Origin of the sequence: Actinoplanes sp. NPDC023714 (assembly GCF_040639855.1) — a bacterium.
GTDB lineage: Bacteria > Actinomycetota > Actinomycetes > Mycobacteriales > Micromonosporaceae > Actinoplanes.
This window is the reverse complement of record NZ_JBFAAR010000006.1, coordinates 402,392-426,177: the sequence shown is the minus strand read 5'-3', so window position 1 is coordinate 426,177 and position 23,786 is coordinate 402,392. Positions and strand designations below refer to the sequence as shown.

The window sequence follows — 23,786 nt, the reverse complement described above, 5'->3', positions numbered from 1 at the left end:
TTCACGCCCGAAATGTCGCTCTCCCGTACAGCCACTCCGGGCCGGCTGCACGGGAGGGCCGCCTTCACGCCCGAAATGTCGCTCTCCCGTACAGCCACTCCGGGCCGGCTGTACGGGAGGGCCGCCTTCACGCCCGAAATGTCGCTCTCCCGTACAGCCACTCCGGGCCGGCTGCACGGGAGGGCCGCCTTCACGCCCGAAATGTCGCTCTCCCGTACAGCCGGGTTTCGGACTGTCAGAAAAAGTTTCGTGCACGAGTGCACGGAACGGTGCCGTCGTGCGTCTGTAAGGGTGTGACCTTCGAGCAATTCGCGGTGGCGCGCCTTCCCAACCTGCTGCGCTACGCGGTCGTCCTGACGGGCGACCGCGACCTCGCGCAGGACGTCGTGCAGGAGGTGCTGGCCCGGGCCCAGGTCAAGTGGCGGCGGATCAGCGGCTCCGACTCTCCGGACGCCTATGTGCGCCGGATGGTCCTCAACGAATACCTGTCCTGGCGGCGCAGCTGGGCCTTCCGCAACGTCCATGCCGCCGGTGAGCGCCTCGCCGAGATCGACGACGCGCGTGGCGGCGTCCACGACCACGCGCAGAGCGTCGTCGACTCGGACGCCCTCTGGAACCGGCTGGCCACCCTCGGGCGCAAGCAGCGCGCCGTGCTGGTGCTGCGCTACTACGAGGAGCTCGACGACGAGACGATCGGCGACCTGCTCAACTGCTCGCCCGCGACGGTGCGCAGCCAGGCGTCCAAAGCACTTCGAACGCTCCGGTTGGAGGAGCGGCAAGCAGAGCAAGATCAACGAATCCACGCCGAGGAGTGGTCGTGACCCAGCACGCTGACCGGCTGCGCGAAGCCTTCCAGACCCATGAGAACGAGACGCCCGACCCGGCCCTGGTCTACGCCCGCGTCGAGGAGCTGGCCCGCAAGCGCCGGTGGCGGCGGCGGGGCGCGCAGGCCGCCGGTGGCGCGGTGCTCAGCGCCGGCCTGATCGCCGGCATCGCGAACCTGCCGGCCATCCTCCCCGCCGGCCCGCAGGCCGTGCCGGTCGCCGGCCTGCCCGCGGGGGCGCCGGCCGAGCCGTCGCCCGACCCGTCCGCCGCCGAGAGGGAGCTGCTCGCGCAGTACGACGCCTACTTCGACGCGGGCTACAGCTACAACGAGGCCGTCGAGCTGGCGAAGCTCTGGCAGATGAGCCCGGAGAACATCGGCGAGGTCAAGGCCGAGGCCGGCCGCCGGCTGCTGCTCGGCGAGACGCTGCCGGTCGCGCCCGCCCCGTCCGCTCCCGCCGAGGAGCCGGTCGACCGGCCGACCCCCACCACCGAGGAGGAGAAGCAGCTCCAGGCCTACTTCTCCGGCGGGTTCGACTGGGACGACGCCGAGAAGCTCGCGAAGCTCTGGAAGCTCGACGATCCCTTCGAGGCAAAGGTCGAGGGCGGCAAGCGCCTGCTCGCGGGCGAGACGCTGCCGGGCGTGAAGCCCGACAAGAAGAAGATCGAGGAATACAAGGACGGTGAGCGGGTCAGCGCGTTCTTCGACGCCGGCTACGACATCGACGACGCGGTGAAGCTCGCGAAGCTGTGGAAGCTCGACGACGCGTGGGCCGCGAAGATCGCCGGCGGCAAGAAGATCCTGGCCGGCGAGACCCTGCCCTTCCAGCCGTAAGGTCCCGGTGTGACAGAGCGACTGCGCCGGCGGATCGGCTTCGAGATCGAGCTGATGGCGCCCCCGGGCGTCAGCCGGCGCACGCTCGCCCTCGACCTCGCCGGGCGCTGCGGTGGCAGCGTCCGGCCGGTCTGGCACCACGACAGCGAACCCTCGCTGGTTCCCGGCCTGGGCCGGTTCCTGCATCTGACCCAGGCCTTCGAGGTACGCCGGAACGACGGCACCCTGCTCTGCACGCTCGCCGACGACGTCACGCTGCTGGCCGGCCTCGACCCCCGGGAGCCCGCCGTCCCGGGCTGGTTCCGGATCCTCACCGACGACGGCCGGCTGCTGCGTCTGCTGGCGACGCAGTGCGATCCGGGTTCGCGGCTGCCGATCGTGCTCGAGCCGGCCGCGAAGCTGTGGGGCACCGAGGTCCGGCAGCACGGGGAGATCTTCCGGCTCGACGACCCGGCCGGCGCGACCGTGGCGCTGGCGGCCCCGCTCTCCGGTGAGCGGGAGCGGCCCTGCGAGGTGATCACCCCACCGCTGTCGACGGGGCATCGCGAGGCGCTCGCCGAGCTGCTGGGTCCGGCGCGGGAGCTGGGGTTCACGGTTCCGCGGGAGGCGGCGGTCCACCTGCATCTGGACGGCGGCCCCTTCCGGCCGGCCGCCGCCCTGTCCAATGTGATCCGCCTGTTCGCCCACTGGCGCGAGCCGCTGCGCCATCTCCTCGCGACGAATCCGCACTGCCGGCGCCTCGCCCCGCTTCCGCAGCCGCTGATCGACGCGGTCGCCGGGAATCCGACGCGGGCCGAGCTGCAGGAAGCGGCCAAAACCGGAAATCTGACGAAATTCTATGATGTCAACCTGACCCAGGTGATCGCCGACGAGCCGCCGATCCGCGACACCGTCGAGATCAGGATCCTGCCCGGCATGATCGACGAGGGCCGGATCGCCGACCGGGCGGCGCTGGTCGAGCTGCTCCTGGAGCGTTGTCTCGATCCAGCACCACTACCGATCGGCGAAGACCTGCTGGAGCTGGCCGCGGAGGCACTGGCCGGCCGCGAGTGAGCCAGGCCGGCCGCGCGGCCACCCGCAGCCACGCCGCCGTCCAAGGCCGCGCCGCCGCCCGAAGCAGGACGGCCGCCTAAGCCGCGCCGCCGCCCGAAGCCAAGCCGCCGCCTCGCCCCAGCGCGGCTGCCTGAAGCCACGCGGCCGCCGGGTGCCAGGCGCCGGAGGCCGGGCGCCGGGCGCCGGGCGCCGGAGGCCGTGCGCCGGGCGCCGGGCGCCGGGCGCCAGGGTGCCAGGGTGCCGGGCGCCGGAGGCCGGGCGGCGGGTGCCGGCCGCCGGGCGCCGGGTGCCGGCCGCCGGGTGTCGGAGGCCGGAGGCCGGGCGCCGGGCGCCGGAGGCGTCAGTAGACGTACGGCCAGCCCGCCGCGTCGAAGCCGAGCAGGTTGATGCCGAGCTTCGCGTTCCCGTTGGACTGGTAGTAGTGGTACGCCAGCACCGTCTGCGACCCGTCCTGGAACACCGCCGGATGCCCCGGCCCGTAGACGGCGTCGTGCGACGCCAGAATCTCGGTGCCACCGCCCGCCGTCATCGCCGTGCCCGATTTGTCAGCATACGGCCCGGTGATGCTCCTCGACCGGCCCACCATGACGCGATAGGTGCTGGACGCGCCCTTGCAGCAGAAGTCGAACGCCACGAACAGGTAGAACCAGCCGTTGCGCTCGAAGATGACCGGCGCCTCGACGGACTTGCTGTTCACGAACCGCTCGGCGATCGACCGGATCGTGCTGTCGGCCCGCTTGCCGGTCGACGGGTTGAGCTTCACCAGCTTGATGCCGCTCCAGAACGAGCCGAAGCTCAGCCACCACTCACCCGACGACGTGATGATCAGGTTCGGGTCGATGGCGTTGTAGCCGCTCGTCGCGGTGGACTCGACGACCTTGCCGTAGTCGGTCCAGGTTCCGGCCGCGCCGGTCGTGCTCGCGGCCAGGAAGATCGCCGACTTGCTGGAGCCGAACGTGGAGGCGGAGTAGTACATCAGGTACTTGCCGCCGGTGTACGTGATGTCCGGCGCCCACAGGTTCTTGTCGGCGGCGGTGTAGGCGTCGGCCCACGGGGTGCCGTTCGGGAACGCCTTGCCCGCGTCGGCGAACGCGGTCCGGTCCGGGGACGTCTTCAGGCCGATGCCCGGGGACGTGTAGGCGAGCAGGTACCCGCCGGTCGGCTTCTTGATCATCGTGGGGTCGTGGGCGAACGTGGAGCCGGTGACCACGCCGGGGTTGGGGTAGGTGGCGGCGTCGGCCGTCTCCAGGCCGTAGAGCCCGGCCGCCGCGGCCACGATCGCGGTCACGGCGGTCAGCAGGACCTTGCGCGCTCTCATGGGGATTCACCTTTCGATGGGGGATGCCCCTATGTGTATTGCAGCGCTGAAAAAGGTTGCCTCGAGCCTTCGATTTCCCGAGCCGGCTCAACAAAATCTGTCCCGCCAACGAGATTGTCAACGATTGTTTCAGCACGACAAACGGCCTACGCTACCGAATGTTGACAATCTTGTTGGAGATACGGACGGGACCTCGTGATGACTGATGCCACCCTGGTGCTCACCGCACACCCCGGTGATTTCGTCTGGCGCGCCGGCGGGGCGATCGCCCTGGCCGCCTCCCGCGGGCAGCGGGTGGTGATCGGTTGCCTGAGCTTCGGCGAGCGCGGCGAGTCGGCCTCGCTGTGGCGCCGGGGCTACACCCTCGACCAGATCAAGGCGCACCGGCGGGACGAGGCCGAGCGGGCCGCGGCGGCGCTCGGCGCCGAGATCCGGTTCTTCGACGCGGACGACTACCCGCTGGTCGAGACGCCCGCGCTGTTGCAGGGGCTGATCGATCTGCACCGCGAGGTGCAGCCCGCGGTCGTGCTGACCCACGCGGCGGCCGACCCCTACAACGGCGACCACGCGTTCGCGCACGCCCTCGCGCTCAAGGCGAGGATCCTCGCGCAGGCGCCGGGCGTCGGAGGGCCGGGCGGGGTGATCGGCGCTCCCCCGGTCTTCTGCTTCGAACCCCACCAGCCCGAGCAGTGCGGCTTCGTCCCGGACGTGCTGCTCGACATCACCGCCGTGTGGGAGCGCAAGTGCGAGGCCATGCGGGTGCTGGCGGCGCAGAAGCACCTGCACGCGTACTACACCGAGCTCGGCGGCCGGCGCGGCCTGCAGGCGGCGCGCAACTCGGGGCCGAACCTCGGGCTGCCGGACGAGACGAAGAGCGAGGCGTACATGCGGATCTACCCGCAGGTCACCCGGGAGCTGTCGTGAGCCGCCACGTGATCGTCCGCAGCACCCGGAGGATCCCCTCCGGCGTGGCGGCCGGGCTGGCCGAGGCCGGCGCGTCGGCGGTGCACGAGGCGGACGGCCGGCGCGGCGCGCTGGGCCCCGGGATCACGCCGATCCAGGACGGCGCGCGGATCGCCGGCTCGGCGGTGACCGTCTCCTGCCATCCCGGCGACAACCTGATGATCCACGCGGCCGTCGAGCAGGTCCGGCCCGGCGACGTCGTGGTGGTCACGACGACCTCGCCGTCGACCGACGGGATGCTCGGCGACCTGCTCGCCACCTCGTTGCGGGCCCGGGGCGCGGCCGGGGTGGTCGTCGACGCCGGGGTGCGGGACGTGGCCGGGCTGCGCGCCATGGGCTTCCCGGTCTGGTCGCGGGCGATCAGCACGCAGGGGACGGTCAAGGCGAGCCCGGGCTCGGTCAACGTGCCGGTCGTCGTGGGCGGCCAGGTGATCCGGCCGGGGGACGCGGTGGTCGCCGACGACGACGGGGTGGTCGTGGTTCCGCACGAGCGAGCGGCGGCCGTGCTGGAGGCCGCCCGTGAGCGCGTCGCGAACGAGGAGTCCAAACGGGAGCGCCTCGCCGCCGGTGAGCTGGGCCTGGACATGTACCGGCTGCGGCCGCTGCTGGAGCGGCTCGGCGTCACCTGGGTGGACGCGTCATGAGGATCCCGGTCATGGTGATGCGGGGCGGGACGTCCAAGGGCGCCTACTTCCTCGCCGCCGACCTGCCCGCCGACCGCGACGCCCTGCTACTGCGGATCATGGGCTCGCCCGACCCCCGGCAGATCGACGGCATCGGCGGCGGGCATCCCCTGACCAGCAAGGTCGCCGTGGTCAGCCGGTCCGAGGACGCGGACGCCGACGTCGACTACCTCTTCCTCCAGGTGCACGTCGACCAGCCCCGGGTGAGCGCCGAGCAGCCCTGCGGCAACATCCTGGCCGGGGTCGGCCCCTTCGCGATAGAGCGCGGCCTGGTGCCGGTCTCTTCAGATCAAGAGACAGCGAGGGTACGGGTGAGAATGGTCAACACCGGTGCCCTCGCGACGGTTCACGTGCCGGTCCGGGGCGGCCGACCGGTCTACGCGGGCGACACCGCGATCAGCGGGGTCCCGGGGACCGCGGCCCGGCTGCTCGTCGAGTTCCGGGACACCGCCGGGTCGGTCGCCGGCGCGCTGCTGCCGACCGGCAACCTCGTCGACGACCTCGGCGGGATCCCGGCCACGCTGATCGACAACGGGATGCCGGTCGTGCTCCTGAAGGCCGGCGACCTCGGCGTCACAGGGTACGAGACCCCGGCGCGGCTGGAGGCCGACGAACGGCTCCGGCACCGGCTCGAGGCACTCCGGCTGACTGCCGGGACGATGATGGGACTCGGTGACGTCGGCGCTTCGACCGTACCCAAAATGGGGTTGATCTCTCCGCCGGTGCGGGGTGGGACGGTGAGCACGCGGATGTTCATCCCGCACCGGGTGCACACGCAGATCGGCGTGCTGGCGGCCGTCACGGTCGGTACGGCTCTCCGGCTCACCGACCGTGACCTCGGCCCGGACCTCCGCATCGAACACCCGACCGGCTTCACCGACGTCGTGATCGATCCCGACGCCGGCACGTCGGCCGTCGTCAGCACCGCCCGCCTGCTCCTGGAGGGAGTCGCCCATGCCTGAGAAGATACGCGACGTCGCCCACGTGTCGGCCGTCGAGCTGCTCACCCCGGTCCTCGACGACACGGTCCGGTTCTTCACCGACCAGATGGCGATGGAGGTGGTCGACCGGCGCGGTGACAGCGTGTACCTGCACGCCTGGGACGACTACGAACAGTTCACCGTGAAGGTGACCGGCGCGAACACCTCGGGGATCGGCCGGACCTGGCTGCGCGCCCGGAGCCCGGAGGCCCTGGAGCGGCGGGTCGCCTCGGTGGAGAGGAGCGGGCTCGGCCTCGGATGGAGCGATGACGAACCGGGGTACGGGCCGGTCTTCCACTTCACCGACCCGGACGGCCACCCGTTCGGGATCTACCACGAGACCCGGCGGTACGTCCCCTCGGACGCGACCCGGCCGTCGCTGAAGAACCAGGCGTCGCGCTTCCCCGGCCGCGGGGCGAACGTGCGGCGGCTCGACCACGTCAACTTCCTGGCGCGCGACGTGGTGCCCAGCGAGGACTTCGTGGTGGCGGCGCTGACCGGGCGGCCCAGCGAGCAGATCGTGCTGGACAGCGGGACGAAGGCCGCCGTCTGGCTGACGTTCTCCGACAAGTCCTACGACGTCGTCCACACCCGGGACTGGACCGGCTCGCCGGGGCGGCTGCACCACGTCGCGTTCGCGACCGACACCCGCGAGGACATCCTGCGCGCCGCCGACGTGTTCCTCGAGGCCGGCGTGCACATCGAGACCGGGCCGCACAAGCACGCCATCCAGCAGACGTTCTTCCTCTACGTCTGGGAGCCCGGCGGCAACCGCATCGAGCTGTGCAACGCCGGCGCGCGGCTGCTGCTCGCCCCGGACCACGAGGTGATCACGTGGACCGAGGCGGAGCGGGCGAAGGGTCAGGCGTGGGGGCTCGAGACCATCGCGTCGTTCCACACCCACGGGACGCCTCCCGTCACCGGATGATCCCGGGCTCCTCCAGCGAGCGCAGCACCTCGATCACGCTGGCGATGTGGTCGCGCATCGCGGACTCGGCGGCCACCGGGTCCCGGTCCTGGATCGCCGTGATGATCCGTTCGTGCTGCGGCAGCGACACGAGGGGCCGGCCCGGCAGCAGGGAGAGCATGAACTGGTGCCGGGCCAGCTGCGCCCGCAGCGTGCCGATGAGCCGGTCGGCCGTGGCGTGCCCGGCGATGGTGCGGACCAGGGCGTGCAGCCGGACGTTGAGGTCGCTGTAGCGGCGGAACTCGCCGGACTCGACGGCCCGGCGCATGAGCAGCCCGATCTCGTCGAGCTCGCTCGCCTGCTCGCCGGTGACCCGCTCGGCGGCCTGCGCGGCCACCAGTCCCTCCAGCACCATCCGTACCTGGGTGATCTCGATCGTCTCGGCGAGGCTGATCTTGCGGACCTGGGCGCCGCGGTTGCGCTGGATCTCGACGAGCCCCTCGCCGGACAGGTCCTGCAGGGCGAGCCGGATGTTGAACCGGCTCACCCCGAAGCGCTCGATCAGCTGTGCCTCGACGAGCCGTTCACCGGGCGTGTACTCACCCGCGAGGATCGCCGTACGCAGTTCGTCGCGGGCGGTCGCCTTGCCCTTCCCGTCCCCGGTCCGGCGTACCCCCGTGAGATTCTTCTCCGCAGACATCCCGTTCCCGTCGCACGTGTGCCGGCCCGCACACGATACCCCTCAGGACAGGAAGCTGAGCAGGGCCGGGGCGAACGCCGGCTCGCGCACCGCCCCGAGATGGTCGCCGTCGACGACGGTCAGCTCGGCGCCCGGGACGGCCTTCGCCAGCACCTCGGGACGGGCCGCCAGCACGTCGTCCCGGCCGGCGATGACCAGGGTGGGCACGGCGATGGTGTCGAGCGGGATCGGGTCGGCGTGCATGCGCAGGGCCTGGGCCGCGAGGGCGGCCCGGTCGCCACCGACCGCGTCGATGAAGGCGCGGAACCCGGCGGCCGCCGGGTCGGTGATCGCCGACGGGTCCTCGGCCGACAGCGCCTCCCGCAGCGGCCCCGGACCGATCACCCGGGTGTCCACGCCGCCGAGCTCGACCACCGCCGCGCCCACGCCGCCCGCGACGAGCCGGCGGATCCGCGTCTCCCGGGTCGCGGTGATCAGCGAGACGATCGCGCCCATCGAGTAGCCGACCAGGTCGTAGGACGGCTCGCCGAGCAGATCCATGAGCTGGATCAGGTCGTCCGACATCCGCACCTCGCCGTAGAACGACGGGTCGTGCGGCTTGCCGGACCGGCCGTGCCCGCGGGCGTCGATCGTCACGACGGGACGGCCGGCCGCGGTCAGCGCCGCGACGACGCCCGGCTGAACCCAGTTGGTGAGACCGTCGGCGATGAATCCGTGGTGCAGCAGAACAGGCGGCCCGGACGCGCTCCCCTCCCAGGTCTGGTAGTGGATCTCGACACCGTCACCGGCCTGGAAGCTGGGCATGTGCGCGTGTTCCCTTCTCTCGCGGAGGCAGGTGAAGCGTAGAGCCGCCCGCCATGATCGGGCATCGGTGAGATCACCGGCATCCGCGACGCGGGCAGCCGTCACGGCGTGACCGCGATAGATTGCGGGTGAGCGTCCGATCACTCCATAGGGGGAATTACCGCCTGTGACCCCCACCCAGTTGCGTGCCTATTCCGCCGTGGTCCGCCTCGGCTCGGTCAAGCTGGCCGCCGCCCAGCTCGAGGTCTCCGAGTCGGCGATCTCCCTCCACATCGGCCAGCTGCGCAAGGAGCTCGGCGATCAGCTGTTCTCCCGGTCGGCCGGGGGGCTCACGTTCACCCCGGGCGGCCTGCGGCTGGCGAGCCGGGCCACCGAGATGCTCGGCCTGCAGGACATCACGGTCCTCGAGGTGAGCGCCGCCGGTCAGGGCCGCCGCCTGCTCCGGGCCGGCGCGTCGAGCCTGTTCGCCGAGCACGCCGCGCCCGGCCTCATCGAGACGTTCGCGAACCGCGCCGCCGACCTCGACCTGGAACTCAGCGTGCGCAACCCGGGCTCGTTCGTGGAGGCGCTGCTGGAGCGCACGATCGACATCGCGATCGGCCCGCCGCCGCCGCTGCCCGATCCGGCCGTGGTGTGCCGCCCGGTCATGTACTACAAGGTCGTCACGGTGGCCTCCCCCGACCACCCGCTCGCCGGCACCCAGCCGACGCTGCGCCAGCTCCGGGACCAGACCTGGCTGCTGGGCCCGTCCGCGGTGGCCGACAGCGGCGCGGTCCGCACGCTGGTGCGCCGCCTCGGGGTGCCCGACGACCGGCAGCAGATCTTCCAGAGCCACGCGGCCGCCGTCGAGGAGGCGAAGCGGGGCCGGGGTGTCGCGGCGGCGCTGTCGTTCACGGTCGCCCCGGAGATCCGCAAGGGCCACCTGGTCGGCTTCTGCGGCTCGCACGCGACGCTCGAGGAGGTGTGGCACTCGATCACCCTGGCCGAGCCGGCCACCCCGTCCGCCGCCGGTGAGCTGGCCCGCTTCGCCTCGACGCCGCGCGCGATCCAGGCGATGATGCGCGGCACCGGCATCAACAAGTCCCGCTTCCGGCCGTCCGTGCACGTCACGCTCTGGAGTTGATCGCTTCCAGGCAGGCGTGCAGGTCTCCGAAACTGGCGGCGGGCATGAGCCGGTCGCAGTAGGGAAGTGCGGCGGCCATGGCCGCCACCCGCGGGGTCCAGCCGGGCGTTCCGGCGCGAGGATTGAGCCAGATGATCCGGTACGCCCTGCGCCGCAGTCGCGCCATCACCGCCGTCATCATCTCCGGCGGATCGCTGTCCCACCCGTCCGACGCGATGATCACCACGCCGCCCCGCAGCGCGTTGCCGTGGTGCGAGTCGAGCACGGCCCGCAGGTTCGCGGCGATCCGCGTACCTCCGAACCGGTCGCTCACCGCCGCGCTCGCCTGATCGACGGCCGCCTGCACGGAGGCGTTCCGCAGCACTGGGGTGAGCCGGGTCAGCGTCGTCCCGAACGCGAACGCCTCGGCGTCGGCCACCACCGTGAACGCCCGCATCATCTGGAGGTACGCGGCCGCCTGCGCCCGCATCGACTCGCTGACGTCGCAGAGCAGGACCACCCGCCGCGGCTCCCGGACCGGTTTCTGCCGGACCACGGTGACCGCCTCCCATCCCGTACGCCGCGCCCGCGCGATCGTCGGCCGCAACGCCACCCGGCGCCCGGCCGGGTCGGTGGTGTGCCGCCGGGTGCGCCGCTGCGGCCAGCGGCGCAGCGCCGCGTGCAGGTTCGCGCCGAGCGCCCGGATCTGCGTCTCGTCGAGTTCCTCGAACGGCCGCTCGGCGAGCCCGGCGAGCGCGCTCGGGCGAAGCTCCGGCACGCGCAGCCCGGAGTCCTCCCCGTCCTCGCCGGCGTCGACGACGGGCGGCAGCGTCGCCCAGGGCAGCCCTCCGCCCGCGCTGGTCCCGTCCCCGCCGGCCGGCACCTTCACGTGCACCCCGTCGTCGCGCCGGCCGGGACGCAGCGCCGAGCGGCTCAGCGGCAGCGGCGCGGCGTCGTCGAACACCGCCGCGAACACCTCGTCGAACACCGCGAGATCCGCCTGCCGCCGCACCAGCGCGATACGCGCGGTCCAATAGAGCCTGTCCCGCGCCGCCGGCGGACTCGCCGCCAGCGCCCGCACCAGGTCGTCCGTCTCGGTGATCCCGGCCGTCAGCCCGGCACGGCGCAACCGCGCCACGAACGCCACGGCGAACGCGGCCCGATCCGTGCCGCGCAACAGCACCGGCCCGGCCTCAGCGGAAGCCACGATCACCGCGCTCCGGCCGGCCGGGCACGTCGGGCCGGCTCGGCATGACGGGACATCCCACCGCGATCAGGGACGCGCCACGGCCCAGACGATCACCGCGGCCACCACGGCCACGCCGACGACGACCGGAATCGCCCTCTTGTAGATCGACCCACCGGCCACCTCGAGCAGATCGAGCGCCTCCGGCTCCGCCGACTCGATCTTCCGCTCCCCACTCGCCCCCGCGGCGGCCCGATCAGTGGCAGCGGCAGCACTCGTCGTGGCCGGCACAGCGCCGTTACCGGCCGCAGCGGTGGCGAGGCCGGAGGCGGTGGCGGGGCCAGAAGCTGCGGCGGGGTCGGCCGGGGTGGTCGTCGAGGCGCCGGCGGTGGTCTCGGTGCGGGCCTCCGCCGCGGCCGTGCTGTCGCCGGCCTTGATGAGCTCGGCCTCCGGGACGTTGAGCGGGGCGATCGGGTCGGGCGTGCCATCGGCGACGTCGGTGCGACCCGCGGCGGCTTCGACCTCACCGGCGGACGGATCCGGAACCGACGAATCCGACTTGTCCGTAATGCCGCCCGCAGAATCGGGAGTGCCCGGCGCCACCGAGCCCAGCGCCACCCCGGTGGCCGGCGCCGTCTCCACCGCGGCCGCCGACGCACCACCCTCCGCGACCGGCTCCGCCACCGAAGCACCGCCTGCCGCCGCAGCCCCCACCGACGCGGAGGGCGCAGCCCCGGCAGCCGCAGACGGCGCCGGCTCGGCAGCCACCGCAGCCTCACCCGAAACGGCCGGGGCGGCCTCACCCGGAGCGGTCGCCGCGGCCTCGCCCGAAGCGGCCGCAGCGGCGGGCGCGGCGGCGTCGTCCTCGGCGAGTTTCTTCTCGAGGTTGGCGACGAACTGGGCGAGCAGCTTGCCGGACACCTCCTTGATCATGCCGCTGCCGAACTGGGCCAGCTTCCCGCTGATCTTCAGGTCGGTCTCGACGTTGACCCGGGTGCTGTCGTCGCCGGACGGGGTGAGCCAGGCGGTCACGACGGCGGCGGCGTTGCCGGCCGAGCGGGCGTCGCGGCCCTTCGCGTCGATGACCGCGCGGTAGGCGGCGTCGTCCTTCGCGGTGAACTGCGCCGTGCCGGTGAAGTCGGAGATCACCGGGCCGACCTTGACCTTCACCCGGCCCTGGTAGACGTCGCCCTCCACCCCGGTGAGCTGGGCGCCCGGCATACACGGCGCGACGCCTTCCAGGTCGGTCAGCACCCGCCAGGCGCGGTCGATCGGGGTGTGGACGACGAACTCGTTAGTGATCTTCATGCGCGGGTCTCCCGGTGGACGGCCCCGGCGACCAGATCACGGTCGTCGGGGGTCTTGGCGATGGTGCCGATGGTGCGCAGGACGTCCGCGTCGGCGAGGTCGGCGACCCCGAGCGCGGCCAGGGCGGACACCCAGTCGATGGTCTCGGCGAGGCCGGGTGCCTTGTCCAGGTCGAGCCGGCGCACCCGGCCGATGAACTCGGTGGTGTCGCGGATCAGCGGGGCCGAGGCGCCCGGCACCGCGCGGCGCACGATGGCGGCGGCCCGGTCCGCGGCCGGGAACTCGATCCAGTGGTAGAGGCAGCGTCGGCGCAGCGCGTCGTGCAGGTCGCGGCTGCGGTTCGAGGTGAGCACCACGATCGGCGGCCGGGTCGCGGCGAAGGTGCCCAGCTCGGGGATGGTGATCGCGGCCTCGCCGAGGAACTCGAAGAGCAGCGCCTCGAACTCGTCGTCGGCCCGGTCGATCTCGTCGATCAGCAGCACCGGCGGGGTGGGCCCGGCGTGCCGGACGGCTTTGAGGATCGGCCGTTCCTGGAGGAAGTCGGTGGTGAACAGGTCGGCGTCGCCGAGCGACCGGCCCTGCGCCTCGGCGAGCCGGATGTGCAGGAGCTGGCGCTGGTAGTTCCACTCGTACAGGGCCTCGCCGGCGGTCAGCCCCTCGTAGCACTGCAGCCGGATGAACGGCGTGTCCAGGGCCTGGGCCAGCGCCTTCGCGGCGGCGGTCTTGCCGACGCCCGGCTCGCCCTCGAGCAGCAGCGGCTTGCCGAGCCGCAGCGCCAGGAAGACGGCCATGGCGAGGCCGTCGTCGACCAGGTAGTCGACGGCGTCGAGGCGCTGGACGACCTCGTCAGGACTGTTCACAGGACCTCAGCAGCCGCTCGTAGTCTTCCCGGGTGTCCACGTCGACCGGCACCGTACCGGCGACGTCCACTGCGGTCACCGGGTACCTGCCCGAGTGCAGCAGCTTCCACACCGCCTTGTCGCCGTGCAGGTCCGCCAGCGCGCCGAAGACCTCCCGGCGGAACAGGAACGGGTGCCCGAGGCCGTCGGCGTACCGGCAGACAGCGATCGGCGTGGGCGCCTCGCAGAGCCGGCGCACGTCGGACGGCCGGATCCCGGGCTGGTCACCGAGCAGCAGCACGAGACGGTCCGAGCCGGCGAGGACATGAGCCACCGACGAACGGACCGAGGAGCCACATCCGCTGGAGAACGCCGGGTTCTCGATCACCCGTACCCCGGAAAGATCCACCCGGTCCCGGACGGCCTCGGCCGAACCGCCCAGGGTGACCAGAAGGTCGTCGAAGCCGCAGGCCCGGGCCATGTCGAGGGTGGTGTCCAGCAGCGTGCGGCCCCGGAACGGCAGCAGCTGCTTCGCCTCACCGAGCCGCCGCGAGCCACCGGCGGCCAGCACCAGCCCGGTCACCGTCATCGCTGCGAGGCCAGGAACTTCGTGCGGCAGCCGGGGCAGCAGAACCAGTAGTCCTCGCCGCCGACGACGCCGTGCGGGGTGTCCTCGCCGATCACCACGGTCATGCCGCAGATGGGGTCGACGGCCGTCGCGGCAGGGGTGGCAGGCCCGACGGGCAGCGTCGGACCTGCCACGAACTCGGGCCGGGCCTTGGCGAAGGCGGCGGCCTCCGCATGCGACGACCCCGGGAACGCACGCGGCGCGAGACCGCCGAGGCGGATCTCCCGCACGATCTCCGCGCACACCGCGAGAGCGATCTCCTTCGGAGTACGGGCACCGATGTCGAGCCCGGCGTGCGGGCGGATCCGCTCCCGCTCGTCCTCGCTCAGCTCCATGGCGTCGAGCACCACGGCCGCCCGCTTGTGGCTGGCGACCAGCGCGATCAGGCCGACACCGGCGTCCAGCGCACCGCGGATGGCGCGTTCCTCGTCGCGGCCGAGCCCGGCCACGACAGCCGCGGTAGCGCCAGCATAGGTCCCGGACGGGGCGATTTCGAAGTCCAGGAAGGACGCCAGCTCCGCGACCGCCGTACCGATCGGGGTGTTCCCCTCCACCGTGACCAGCGGCTTGGGCAGAACCGGACGCAGAAAGATCTCGATGGCTCCGCCACTGTGACAGGGGTTGACGACGACGAGCGCGCCGGGCGTCTCGGGGAACGCGGCCGAATCCTCCGGCAGCACCCGCAGCAGCACGGTGCTCCCGTCCCGCAGCGAGTCCATCGCCGCGGCCCGCACCGACGTCTCCGCGCAGACCCCGCCGACGAAGCCCTCGATGGACCCGTCGGCCAGGATCACCGCGTCGTCGCCGGCCCGGGCCGAGGTCGGCTCCTGGGCCCGGACCACGGTGGCGTGCACGAACGGCTTCCGCGCGTCCGTGAGCTGGCGTGCCCGCTCGGCGGTGCTCGTCGTCGTCATTCTCGCGTTCCCCTCAGATCGGCGGCGTGGCCCGGCCGCGCATGGCGTCCCAGACCCGGGACGGGGTGAGCGGCATGTCCGCGTGCCGGACGCCGAACGGCTTGAGCGCGTCGACGACCGCGTTCACGATCGCCGGCGGCGAGCCGACGGTGGCCGACTCCCCCACGCCCTTCGCGCCGATCGGGTGGTGCGGCGACGGGGTGACGGTGAAGCCGGTCTCCCAGTCGGGCACCTCCAGGGCGGTCGGGATGAGGTAGTCCATCAGCGACGCGCCGAGGCAGTTGCCGTCCTCGTCGAACGCGATCATCTCCATGAGCGCCATGCCGACGCCGTCGGTGAGGCCACCGTGCACCTGGCCCTCGATGATCATCGGGTTGATCCGGGTGCCGCAGTCGTCGACAGCGATGAAGCGGCGGACCTTGACCTCGGAGGTGCCCGGGTCGATGTCGACCACGCAGATGTACGCCCCGTGCGGGTACGTCAGGTTCGACGGGTTGTAGCAGATCTGCGCCTCGAGGCCGCCCTCCATGCCGTCCGGGAGGTCGCCCGCGCCGTGCGCCCGCATCGCGATGTCCTGGATCGTCACCGACTTGCCGGGGTCGCCCTTGACCTGGAAAGCGCCCTTGACCCAGTCCAGGTCGGCGACCGACACCTCGAGCATCGCCGAGGCGATCAGCTGCGCCTTGTCCCGGACCTTGCGGGCCACCAGGGCCGCCGCCGCGCCGGAGACCGGGGTGGAGCGGCTGCCGTACGTGCCGAGACCGAACGGCGTGTTGTCGGTGTCGCCGTGCACCACGTCGATGTCGGCCGGCGGGATGCCCAGCTCCTCCGCGACGATCTGCGCGAACGTGGTCTCGTGGCCCTGGCCCTGGGTCTTCACCGAGAGCCGCACCACGGCCTTGCCGGTCGGGTGCACCCGCAGCTCGCAGCCGTCGGCCATGCCGAGGCCGAGGATGTCCATGTTCTTGCGCGGGCCGGCGCCGACCGCCTCGGTGAAGAACGAGATGCCGATGCCCATGAGCTCGCCGCGGGCCCGCTTCTCGGCCTGCTCCTTGCGCAGTTCCTCGTACCCGGCCATCTCCATGGCGAGGCGCATCGTGGGCTCGTAGTCGCCCGAGTCGTACACCCAGCCGGTCTTGGTCGTGTACGGGAACTGGTCCGGCTGGATGAAGTTCTTGAGGCGCAGCTCGGCCGGGTCCATCCGCAGCTCGTAGGCGAGCACGTCGACGATCCGCTCGACCAGGTAGACGGCCTCGGTGATGCGGAACGAGCAGGCGTACGCGACACCGCCCGGCGCCTTGTTCGTGTAGACCGCCGTCATCTTGCAGTGCGCGGCCTGCAGGTCGTAGCTGCCGGTGAAGACGCCGAAGAAGCCGGCCGGGTACTTCACCGGCGCGGCCGTGCCGTTGAACGCGCCGTGGTCGGCGAGCACGTTCGTCCGGATCGCCAGGATCTTGCCCTCGCGGGTCGCCGCGATCTCCGCCTGCATGATGTAGTCACGCGCGAAGCCGGTGCTGATCAGGTTCTCCGAGCGGTCCTCCATCCACTTCACCGGTTTGCCGGTGACGATGGAGCCGACGATGCTGTGCACGTATCCCGGGTAGATCGGGACCTTGTTGCCGAAGCCGCCGCCGATGTCCGGCGCGATCACCTGGATCTTGTGCTCGGGCAGGCCCGCCACGATCGCGTAGAGGGTCCGGTGCGCGTGCGGGGCCTGGGTGGTCGACCAGAGCCGCAGCTTGCCCTCGACCGGGTCGAAGTCGGCGACCGAGCCGCACGTCTCCATCGGCGCCGGGTGCACGCGCGGGTAGACGATGTCCTCCTTGACGACCACGTCGGCGGTGGCGAAGACGCGGTTCGTCTCCTCCTCGTCGCCGGTCTCCCAGTCGAAGACGTGGTTGTCGTTCTTGCCGTCCAGGTCGGTGCGGATGATCGGGGCGTCCTCGGCCAGCGCCCGCCGGACGTCGATCACCGGCTCCAGCACGTCGTACTCGACGTCGATCAGCTCGAGGGCGTCGCGTGCCTGGTAGCGGTCCTCGGCGACGACGAACGCGACCTCCTGGCCCTGGAAGCGCACCTTGTCGGTGGCGAGCACGGCCTGCACGTCGTTGGAGAGGGTCGGCATCCAGGCAAGGCCCAGGCCCTTGAGCGTCTCGCCGGTCACCACGGCCTTCACGCCGGGCGACGCCTCGGCCGCGCTGGTGTCGATGCTGACGATGTTCGCGTGCGCGAACGGCGAGCGCAGGATCGCGAGGTGCAGCATGCCGGGCAGCTGCACGTCGTCGACGAACCGGCCGCGGCCGCGGAGCAGGCGCGCGTCCTCCTTGCGGAGCATCCGGCCGAAGCCGACCGGTTTCTGATCGTTGTCCTCGAAGTCGGTCAGCCGCTTGTCCTGCAGATCGGTCATTTCGCCGCCGCCTCGTGCACCGCGGCCCACCGGACCGACCGGACAATGGAGGAGTAACCCGTACACCGGCAGATCTGGCCGGAGATGGCCTCGCGGATCTCGCCCTCGGTCGGGTCCGGGTTCTTGTCGAGCAGATGCCGGCAGGTCATCAGCATGCCCGGCGTGCAGAACCCGCACTGCAGGCCGTGGCACTGCCGGAAGCCCTCCTGGATCGGGTCCAGCTCGGCGCCGTTGGCAAGACCCTCAACGGTACGGACCTCGCGCCCGCCCGCCATCGCCGCGAGCACGGTGCACGACTTGACCGGCTCGCCGTCCATCCAGACCACGCAGGTGCCGCAGTTGCTGGTGTCGCAGCCCCAGTGCGTGCCGGTCAGGCCGAGCGTGTCGCGCAGGAAGTGCACGAGCAGCAGCCGGCCCTCGATCTCCTTGGTGTACTCGACACCGTTCACCGTCACGGTGACCTGCATGCTCAGCTCCTCGCCCGCTCGACGGCCGTGCGCAGGGTGCGCCGCGTCAGTTCGTCCGCCAGGTGGCGCTTGTAGTCGGCGCTGCCCCGGGTGTCGGTGGCCGGGTCGCAGCTGCGCGCCGCGACGGCGCCGGCCAGCTCGTACAGGGCCTCGGCCGGCTCCTGCCCCCGCAGCGCCCGGGAGATCTCCGGGATGCCGGTGGTGTTGGGCCCGACCGCGGCGAGTCCCACCCGCGCGTCGGTGATCCGGCCGGCGTCGTCCAGCCAGACCGCCGCTCCCGCGCTGACCACGGCCCAGTCGCCGGCGCGGCGCTCGACCTTGGCGTAGGCGCTGCCCGACTTCTCCGGCTTGATCGGAATCCTGATCTCGGTGAGGATCTCGTCGTCCCCCACGGCCGTCTCGTACGGGCCGACGTGGAACTCCTCCATGCTCACGACGCGCTCGGCTCCGCCCGGTCCGCGGATCACGCAGCTCGCGTCGAGGGTCGTGCACACCGCCGACAGATCCTCCGACGGGTCCGCCTGGCAGAGCGAGCCGCCCAGCGTGCCCCGGTTCCGCACGATCGGGTCGGCGATCACCCGCTCGGCGTCCCGGAAGATCGGGAACACCCGCGCCAGAGCATCCGACTCCAGCAGCTCACGGTGACGCGTCATCGCCCCGATCCGCACCTCGTCCCCGCCGAGCCGGATGTAGCCCAGCTCGCCGTGCAGATCGTTGATGTCGATCAGATACTCGAAGTTCGCCAGCCGGAGCTTCATCATCGGCAGCAGGCTGTGGCCGCCGGCCACCAGCCTCGCCGAGCTTCCGAGTCGCTCCAGCAGTCCAATTGCTTGATCTACGCTCGTGGCACGTTCGTACTCGAACGGAGCCGGCACCTGCACCCTGCACCTCCCGCGAATTCGCGAGAAACCCTCACGCCGCGAGCGTCCAATGTCAACACCGACCTAAGCGTTCTCTTAATCAGCGTTTGACTCTCCCGTGAAGATCGCGGATCGTTCGAGCATGCGTGACATCGTCGACGGCCTGCTCGCCTGGCGCGCCGCGGGCACCGAGTTCGCCCTGGCGACGGTGGTGAACACCTGGCGGTCCGCGCCCCGGCAGCCGGGGGCGGCGATGGCCGTCAACGCGTCCGGCGAGGTCATCGGCAGTGTTTCGGGCGGCTGCGTCGAGGGTGCCGTCTACGCGGCCGCGCAGGAGGTCCTGGAGACCCACAAAGCCCAGACCCAGGTGTACGGGGTGAGCGACGGCGACGCCTTCGAAGTGGGCCTGACCTGCGGCGGAACGATCGAAGTCATGATCCAGCCGTCGTCCGCCCTGACCGATCCCGACGAGGTCCTGCGGGCCATCGCGGCCGGCCACCCGGTCGCCACCGTGACCGTCCCGGACGCCCAGATGGTGGTCTGGCCCTCGTCCGTCTCGGGTTCTCTCGGGGACCCCGAGCTGGATCGGCAGGCGGCCCAGCAGGCGGCCGGCCTCCTCGCCCACGGCCGCTCCGCGATCGTGCAGGCCTGCGACCGCGAGGTATTCGTCCAGTCCTACGCCGCCCCACCCCGCATGATCGTCTTCGGGGCGATCGACTTCGCGGCGGCCGTGGCCCGGATCGGCAGGTTCCTCGGCTACCACGTGACCGTCTGCGACGCCCGCCCGGTGTTCGCCACCCCGGCCCGCTTCCCCGAGGCCGACGAGATCGTCGTCGAGTGGCCGCACCGCTACCTGGAGACCACCGAGGTCGACGAGCGAACCGTCCTCTGCGTCCTCACCCACGACCCGAAGTTCGACATCCCCCTGCTCCAGGTGGCCCTGCATACCCCCGCCCGGTACATCGGCGCCATGGGCAGCCGCCGAACCTGCGAAGACCGCGTACAACGCCTCCGCGAAGCCGGCGTCCCCGACGCGGCCCTCTCCCGGCTCCGCGCCCCCATCGGCCTGGACCTGGGAGCCCGCACCCCGGAGGAGACAGCGGTAGCCATCGCCGCCGAGATGGTGGCCCTCTCCTGGGGCGGCTCCGGAGCCCCGCTGACCGACTTGACCGCCCCGATCCACGGCTCTTGACGGGCGGCGCCCCTTTCAGCGTCCTAGGAGGCTAGGTCGTCAGCCCCGCTTCATCAGGCGTCCGACGGCGGCCATCAACTCGGACGCCATCTCGTCGGCGCGGCCCTCCTGCGCCCCCTCGTGCATGCAGTGCCGGGCGTGCCCGTCGAGCAACCCCAGAGCCACCTTGTCGAGCGCGGCCTGGATCGCCGAGATCTGGGTGAGGATGTCGATGCAGTAGCGGTCGTCCTCGACCATGCGGTCGATCCCCCGGACCTGGCCCTCGATGCGGCGCAGCCGTGATTGCAGGTTGTCCTTGGTGGCGGTGTATCCGCGGGTCGGAGCGGGGTTGGTCATGGCAGACATGGTACAACCCCCCAGGGGTATATCCAGTGAGCGCCGGGACACACCAGTCCGATGCTTGCGATACCCCTACCGGGTATGTGTACGCTGAGGGCATGCAGACGACGACGTACTCCGTGACCGGCATGACCTGCAACCACTGCGTGAGCTCCGTCAGCGCCGAGGTGGGGCGCCTACCGGGCGTCACGGCCGTCGAGGTCGATCTCGCGTCCGGCGCGGTCGCGGTCACGAGCGAGGAACCGCTGGACCGGGAGGCCGTCGCGGCGGCGGTCGACGAGGCGGGCTACGAACTGGCGGTGACACCGTGAGGACAGCGGTGAAACTGGCCGCCTACGCCACCGGGCTGATCGCGATCTTCGGAGTGTCGGCGGGCGCCGGCGCCGCGATCGGCCCGGACGGCACGCCCCCGCCGGCCGAGCCGACCCACGCCGGCGCCGCGGCCCACGGCGAGCCGGCAGCGCCCGCCGAGCCGGCCCACGCCGAGCCGGCCCACGCCGGAACGAAAGCCACCGCAGGAGCGCCCGCCACGACGGCTCCGGGCGGGCACGGCGACAGCCACGAAACGGATGCGCAGCCCGCCGGACTCCAGATCACCCAGGACGGATACCGCCTGGAGACGATCACGACGACCCTCGGCACGAGCGCCGCGAAGCCGTTCCAGTTCCGGATCCTGGACGAGCACGGCGACCCCGTCACCGACTACACGGTCAGCCACGAGAAGGAGCTCCACCTCATCGTGGTCCGCCGCGACCTGGCGCACTACCAGCACGTTCACCCGACCCGCGACGCCGCCGGCATCTGGTCGGTTCCGCTGAGGGCGGGCGCGCCGGGCCAGTACCGGGTGTTCGCCGACTTCGAGACGGCCGGCCACGACCTGACGCTGGGGGCCGACGTCCCGGCACCCGGCGACTACCGGCCGGAGCAGCTCCCGCACCCGGCCCGGGTAGCGGACGTGGACGGCTACCGGGTGACGCTCGACGGCGACTTCACCACGGGGGACGTCGGCTTCACCGTCACCAGGGACGGCAAGAAGATCACGACCGAGCCCTACCTCGGCGCCCGCGGGCACCTGGTGGCCCTGCGCGAGGGCGACCTCGCCTACCTGCACGTGCACCCGACCGACCCGGACGGCCTGGCCTTCCACGCGGAGGTCCCGTCGGCCGGGGTCTACCGTCTCTATCTGGACTTCCAGCACGACGGAGAGGTGCACACCGCCGAGTTCACCGCCGATACCGGGCACGCGCACAAGTGAGGAGCCCCGTCATGAACCGGATAGAGCTGGCCATCGGCGGGATGACCTGCGCCTCCTGCGCCTCGCGCATCGAGAAGAAGCTGAATCGGATGGACGGCGTGACCGCCACTGTCAACTACGCCACCGAGAAGGCCACGGTCACCGTCGACGGCCAGGTCACCACCGCGGATCTCATCGCCACGGTGGAGAAGACCGGATATACAGCAGCAGAAGAGAAAAAACCCGAAATAACCGAAGAATCAGACCCATTGCGTACGCGCCTACTGGTCTCGATCACTCTCAGCATCCCGGTCATCCTCCTCGCCATGGTCCCCGCCTGGCAGTTCGACTACTGGCAATGGCTGAGCCTCACCCTCGCCGCCCCGGTAGTGGTCTACGGCGGCTACCCGTTCCACCGCGCTGCCGCGATCAATCTCAGACACGGCGCCGCGACCATGGACACCCTCGTCTCGCTCGGCACGCTCGCCGCGTTCGGCTGGTCGCTGTGGGCGCTCTTCTTCGGCACGGCCGGCGAGCCGGGCATGACGCACCCGTTCCAGTTCACCGTCGAGCGCACCGACGGCGCCGGGAACATCTATCTCGAGGCCGCCGCCGGGGTGACCACCTTCCTGCTGGCCGGCCGCTACTTCGAGCACCGGTCGAAGCGCCGGGCGGGCGCGGCCCTCACCAGGCTGCTGGAGCTGGGCGCCAAGGACGTGACGGTGATCAGGGACGGCGGGGAGGTCCGGATCCCGGTCGGCGACCTCCGGCGCGACGATCTCTTCGTCGTCCGCCCGGGCGAGAAGATCGCCACGGACGGCCTGGTGGAGGAGGGTTCCTCGGCCGTCGACATGAGCATGCTGACCGGGGAGAGCGTGCCGGTCGAGGTCGGTCCGGGCACGCCGGTGACGGGTGCGACCGTGAACGCCGGCGGCCGGCTGATCGTCCGCGCCACCCGCGTCGGCGCCGAGACGCAGCTCGCGCAGATGGCCCGGCTCGTCGAGGAGGCGCAGTCCGGGAAGGCCGAGGTGCAGCGTCTCGCGGACCGCATCTCCGGCGTCTTCGTGCCCGTCGTGATCGCGCTGGCGGTCGCCACACTCGGCTGGTGGGTCGGGACGGGCTCGGGGTGGACGGCCGCCTTCACGGCGGCTGTCGCCGTACTCATCATCGCTTGTCCCTGTGCTCTGGGTCTTGCCACCCCGACCGCGCTGCTGGTCGGAACCGGTCGTGGCGCGCAACTCGGCATCCTGATCAAGGGGCCCGAGGTCCTCGAGTCGACGCGGCGGGTCGACACGATCGTGCTGGACAAGACCGGCACCGTGACGACCGGCGCGATGACCTTGACGGCGACGATTCCGGCGCCGGGTGAGGACGCGAACGAGCTGCTCCGCCTCGCGGCCTCTGCCGAGGCCGCGTCGGAACATCCGATCGCCGCGGCGATCGCGGCCGGGCTGAGTGATCCACTTCCGGTGAGTGGGTTCACCAGCTTCGAGGGCTTGGGTGTACGGGGGGAAGTCGCCGGTCACCGGGTCACCGCCGGTCGGCTCGCGCTGCTGGAGCGGGAGGGTCTCACGATCCCGGCGGCGGTGAAGGAGGCCGTCGCTTCGGAGGAGGCGGCCGGCCGGACCGCGATCGTGGCGGGCTGGGACGGCGCGGCCCGCGGCGTTCTCTCCGTCGCGGACGCGGTGAAGCCGACGAGCCGCGCCGCGGTGGGCCGGCTGCGCGCGCTGGGACTGCGCCCGATCCTGCTGACCGGCGACAACGAGACCGTCGCCCGGGCCGTCGGCGAGGAGGTGGGCATCGACGAGGTGATCGCCGGGGTGCTGCCGGCCGGCAAGGTGGCGGTCGTGAAGCGCCTCCAGTCCGAGGGCCGGGTCGTGGCGATGGCCGGCGACGGCGTGAACGACGCGGCCGCCCTGGCCCAGGCCGATCTCGGTCTCGCGATGGGCACCGGCACCGACGTGGCGATCGAGGCGTCCGACCTCACGCTGATCCGGGGCGACCTGACCGCGGCGGCCGACGCCATCCGGCTCTCCCGGCGCACGCTGCGGATCATCAAGAGCAACCTGTTCTGGGCCTTCGCCTACAACGTGGCCGCCATCCCGCTGGCCGCGGCGGGACTGCTCAACCCGATGATCGCGGGCGGGGCCATGGCCCTGAGCTCGGTCTTCGTGGTGACGAACAGCCTCCGGCTGCGGCGCTTCAAGGCTCTTTGAGCGTTGTTGAGAAGGTGGCCCGGCTTCTG

24 protein-coding genes are annotated in these 23,786 nt (G+C 71.8%); 12 read left to right on the top strand and 12 right to left on the bottom strand.

What is annotated here, in order from left to right:
- Positions 1-293: 293 nt before the first annotated feature.
- The 3 genes from AB0G10_RS27615 to AB0G10_RS27605 are packed head-to-tail and all read left to right on the top strand — an operon-like array spanning position 294 to position 2,710.
- A complete protein-coding gene (locus tag AB0G10_RS27615; protein WP_360927634.1) occupies positions 294-821 on the top strand; it encodes a SigE family RNA polymerase sigma factor in 528 nt (175 codons plus the stop codon).
- Positions 818-1,657 carry a hypothetical protein gene (locus AB0G10_RS27610; protein WP_360927631.1) on the top strand — a complete coding sequence of 280 codons (840 nt, stop codon included), beginning with the start codon at positions 818-820 and terminating at the stop codon, positions 1,655-1,657. Before AB0G10_RS27615 ends, AB0G10_RS27610 begins: the two co-directional genes overlap by 4 nt.
- A 9-nt stretch (positions 1,658-1,666) precedes the next feature.
- Positions 1,667-2,710 (top strand): amidoligase family protein, encoded by a 1,044-nt coding sequence (locus AB0G10_RS27605; protein ID WP_360927628.1) that lies wholly within the window; start codon positions 1,667-1,669, stop codon positions 2,708-2,710.
- A 340-nt stretch (positions 2,711-3,050) separates the two neighbouring features.
- Here the strand turns inward: AB0G10_RS27605 and AB0G10_RS27600 are convergent, their stop codons facing one another.
- Positions 3,051-4,028 carry an arabinan endo-1,5-alpha-L-arabinosidase gene (locus tag AB0G10_RS27600; protein WP_360927625.1) on the bottom strand — a complete coding sequence of 326 codons (978 nt, stop codon included), beginning with the start codon at positions 4,026-4,028 and terminating at the stop codon, positions 3,051-3,053.
- A 198-nt stretch (positions 4,029-4,226) separates the two neighbouring features.
- Here AB0G10_RS27600 and AB0G10_RS27595 point away from each other — a divergent pair, with 198 nt between their 5' ends.
- Genes AB0G10_RS27595 through AB0G10_RS27580 form a run of 4 tightly spaced genes read left to right on the top strand, consistent with a single transcriptional unit; the run spans position 4,227 to position 7,582 of the window.
- On the top strand, positions 4,227-4,952 hold the full coding sequence (locus AB0G10_RS27595; protein ID WP_360927623.1) for a PIG-L deacetylase family protein: 726 nt from the start codon (positions 4,227-4,229) through the stop codon (positions 4,950-4,952).
- A complete protein-coding gene (locus AB0G10_RS27590; protein WP_360927620.1) occupies positions 4,949-5,635 on the top strand; it encodes a 4-carboxy-4-hydroxy-2-oxoadipate aldolase/oxaloacetate decarboxylase in 687 nt (228 codons plus the stop codon). Before AB0G10_RS27595 ends, AB0G10_RS27590 begins: the two co-directional genes overlap by 4 nt.
- Complete coding sequence (locus AB0G10_RS27585; RefSeq protein ID WP_360927617.1) at positions 5,632-6,636, top strand: PrpF domain-containing protein; 1,005 nt, start codon at positions 5,632-5,634, stop codon at positions 6,634-6,636. Before AB0G10_RS27590 ends, AB0G10_RS27585 begins: the two co-directional genes overlap by 4 nt.
- Positions 6,629-7,582 (top strand): VOC family protein, encoded by a 954-nt coding sequence (locus tag AB0G10_RS27580; RefSeq protein WP_360927614.1) that lies wholly within the window; start codon positions 6,629-6,631, stop codon positions 7,580-7,582. Before AB0G10_RS27585 ends, AB0G10_RS27580 begins: the two co-directional genes overlap by 8 nt.
- On the opposite strand, the gene AB0G10_RS27575 is transcribed toward AB0G10_RS27580, so the two are convergent.
- Entirely contained in the window at positions 7,572-8,261 is a 690-nt protein-coding gene (locus AB0G10_RS27575; protein WP_360927612.1) for a GntR family transcriptional regulator, read from the bottom strand. The two genes, AB0G10_RS27580 and AB0G10_RS27575, sit on opposite strands and share 11 nt — an antisense overlap.
- Before the next feature lie 42 nt (positions 8,262-8,303).
- Entirely contained in the window at positions 8,304-9,065 is a 762-nt protein-coding gene (locus AB0G10_RS27570) for an alpha/beta hydrolase (RefSeq protein WP_360927609.1), read from the bottom strand.
- 166 nt (positions 9,066-9,231) lie between these two features.
- Between AB0G10_RS27570 and AB0G10_RS27565 the strand changes: the two genes are divergently transcribed.
- The gene (locus AB0G10_RS27565; protein WP_360927606.1) at positions 9,232-10,188 is read left to right on the top strand and encodes a LysR family transcriptional regulator; all 957 of its coding nucleotides are present in this window, start codon (positions 9,232-9,234) and stop codon (positions 10,186-10,188) included.
- Here AB0G10_RS27565 and AB0G10_RS27560 read toward each other — a convergent pair.
- The 8 genes from AB0G10_RS27560 to AB0G10_RS27525 form a co-directional block, all read right to left on the bottom strand.
- Complete coding sequence (locus tag AB0G10_RS27560; protein ID WP_360927603.1) at positions 10,172-11,374, bottom strand: VWA domain-containing protein; 1,203 nt, start codon at positions 11,372-11,374, stop codon at positions 10,172-10,174. The genes AB0G10_RS27565 and AB0G10_RS27560 overlap by 17 nt on opposite strands.
- 66 nt (positions 11,375-11,440) lie before the next feature.
- A complete protein-coding gene (locus tag AB0G10_RS27555; RefSeq protein WP_360927600.1) occupies positions 11,441-12,661 on the bottom strand; it encodes an SRPBCC domain-containing protein in 1,221 nt (406 codons plus the stop codon).
- On the bottom strand, positions 12,658-13,521 hold the full coding sequence (locus tag AB0G10_RS27550; protein ID WP_360927597.1) for a MoxR family ATPase: 864 nt from the start codon (positions 13,519-13,521) through the stop codon (positions 12,658-12,660). Before AB0G10_RS27550 ends, AB0G10_RS27555 begins: the two co-directional genes overlap by 4 nt.
- Positions 13,508-14,089: a nucleotidyltransferase family protein gene (locus AB0G10_RS27545; protein ID WP_360927594.1), complete on the bottom strand. Its 582-nt coding sequence runs from the start codon at positions 14,087-14,089 to the stop codon at positions 13,508-13,510. The genes AB0G10_RS27550 and AB0G10_RS27545 overlap by 14 nt, the downstream gene beginning before the upstream one ends.
- The gene (locus tag AB0G10_RS27540) at positions 14,086-15,042 is read right to left on the bottom strand and encodes an XdhC family protein (RefSeq protein WP_360927592.1); all 957 of its coding nucleotides are present in this window, start codon (positions 15,040-15,042) and stop codon (positions 14,086-14,088) included. Before AB0G10_RS27540 ends, AB0G10_RS27545 begins: the two co-directional genes overlap by 4 nt.
- Positions 15,043-15,055: 13 nt before the next feature.
- Positions 15,056-17,449 (bottom strand): aerobic carbon-monoxide dehydrogenase large subunit, encoded by a 2,394-nt coding sequence (locus tag AB0G10_RS27535; RefSeq protein ID WP_360927589.1) that lies wholly within the window; start codon positions 17,447-17,449, stop codon positions 15,056-15,058.
- Positions 17,446-17,916, bottom strand: coding sequence for a (2Fe-2S)-binding protein (locus AB0G10_RS27530; RefSeq protein WP_360927586.1), 471 nt, complete (start codon positions 17,914-17,916; stop codon positions 17,446-17,448). Before AB0G10_RS27530 ends, AB0G10_RS27535 begins: the two co-directional genes overlap by 4 nt.
- Before the next feature lie 2 nt (positions 17,917-17,918).
- Positions 17,919-18,791, bottom strand: a complete 873-nt coding sequence (locus AB0G10_RS27525) for a xanthine dehydrogenase family protein subunit M (protein ID WP_360927583.1) — start codon at positions 18,789-18,791, stop codon at positions 17,919-17,921.
- 127 nt (positions 18,792-18,918) lie between these two features.
- Between AB0G10_RS27525 and AB0G10_RS27520 the strand changes: the two genes are divergently transcribed.
- The gene (locus AB0G10_RS27520; RefSeq protein WP_360927580.1) at positions 18,919-19,968 is read left to right on the top strand and encodes an XdhC family protein; all 1,050 of its coding nucleotides are present in this window, start codon (positions 18,919-18,921) and stop codon (positions 19,966-19,968) included.
- Positions 19,969-20,007: 39 nt separating this feature from the next.
- On the opposite strand, the gene AB0G10_RS27515 is transcribed toward AB0G10_RS27520, so the two are convergent.
- Positions 20,008-20,304: a metal-sensitive transcriptional regulator gene (locus AB0G10_RS27515; RefSeq protein ID WP_111647469.1), complete on the bottom strand. Its 297-nt coding sequence runs from the start codon at positions 20,302-20,304 to the stop codon at positions 20,008-20,010.
- A gap of 101 nt (positions 20,305-20,405) precedes the next feature.
- Between AB0G10_RS27515 and AB0G10_RS27510 the strand changes: the two genes are divergently transcribed.
- Genes AB0G10_RS27510 through AB0G10_RS27500 form a run of 3 tightly spaced genes read left to right on the top strand, consistent with a single transcriptional unit; the run spans position 20,406 to position 23,757 of the window.
- On the top strand, positions 20,406-20,618 hold the full coding sequence (locus AB0G10_RS27510; protein ID WP_360927577.1) for a copper ion binding protein: 213 nt from the start codon (positions 20,406-20,408) through the stop codon (positions 20,616-20,618).
- Positions 20,615-21,562: a hypothetical protein gene (locus AB0G10_RS27505; protein ID WP_360927574.1), complete on the top strand. Its 948-nt coding sequence runs from the start codon at positions 20,615-20,617 to the stop codon at positions 21,560-21,562. Before AB0G10_RS27510 ends, AB0G10_RS27505 begins: the two co-directional genes overlap by 4 nt.
- Before the next feature lie 11 nt (positions 21,563-21,573).
- Positions 21,574-23,757, top strand: a complete 2,184-nt coding sequence (locus AB0G10_RS27500; protein ID WP_360927571.1) for a heavy metal translocating P-type ATPase — start codon at positions 21,574-21,576, stop codon at positions 23,755-23,757.
- Positions 23,758-23,786 lie beyond the last annotated feature (29 nt).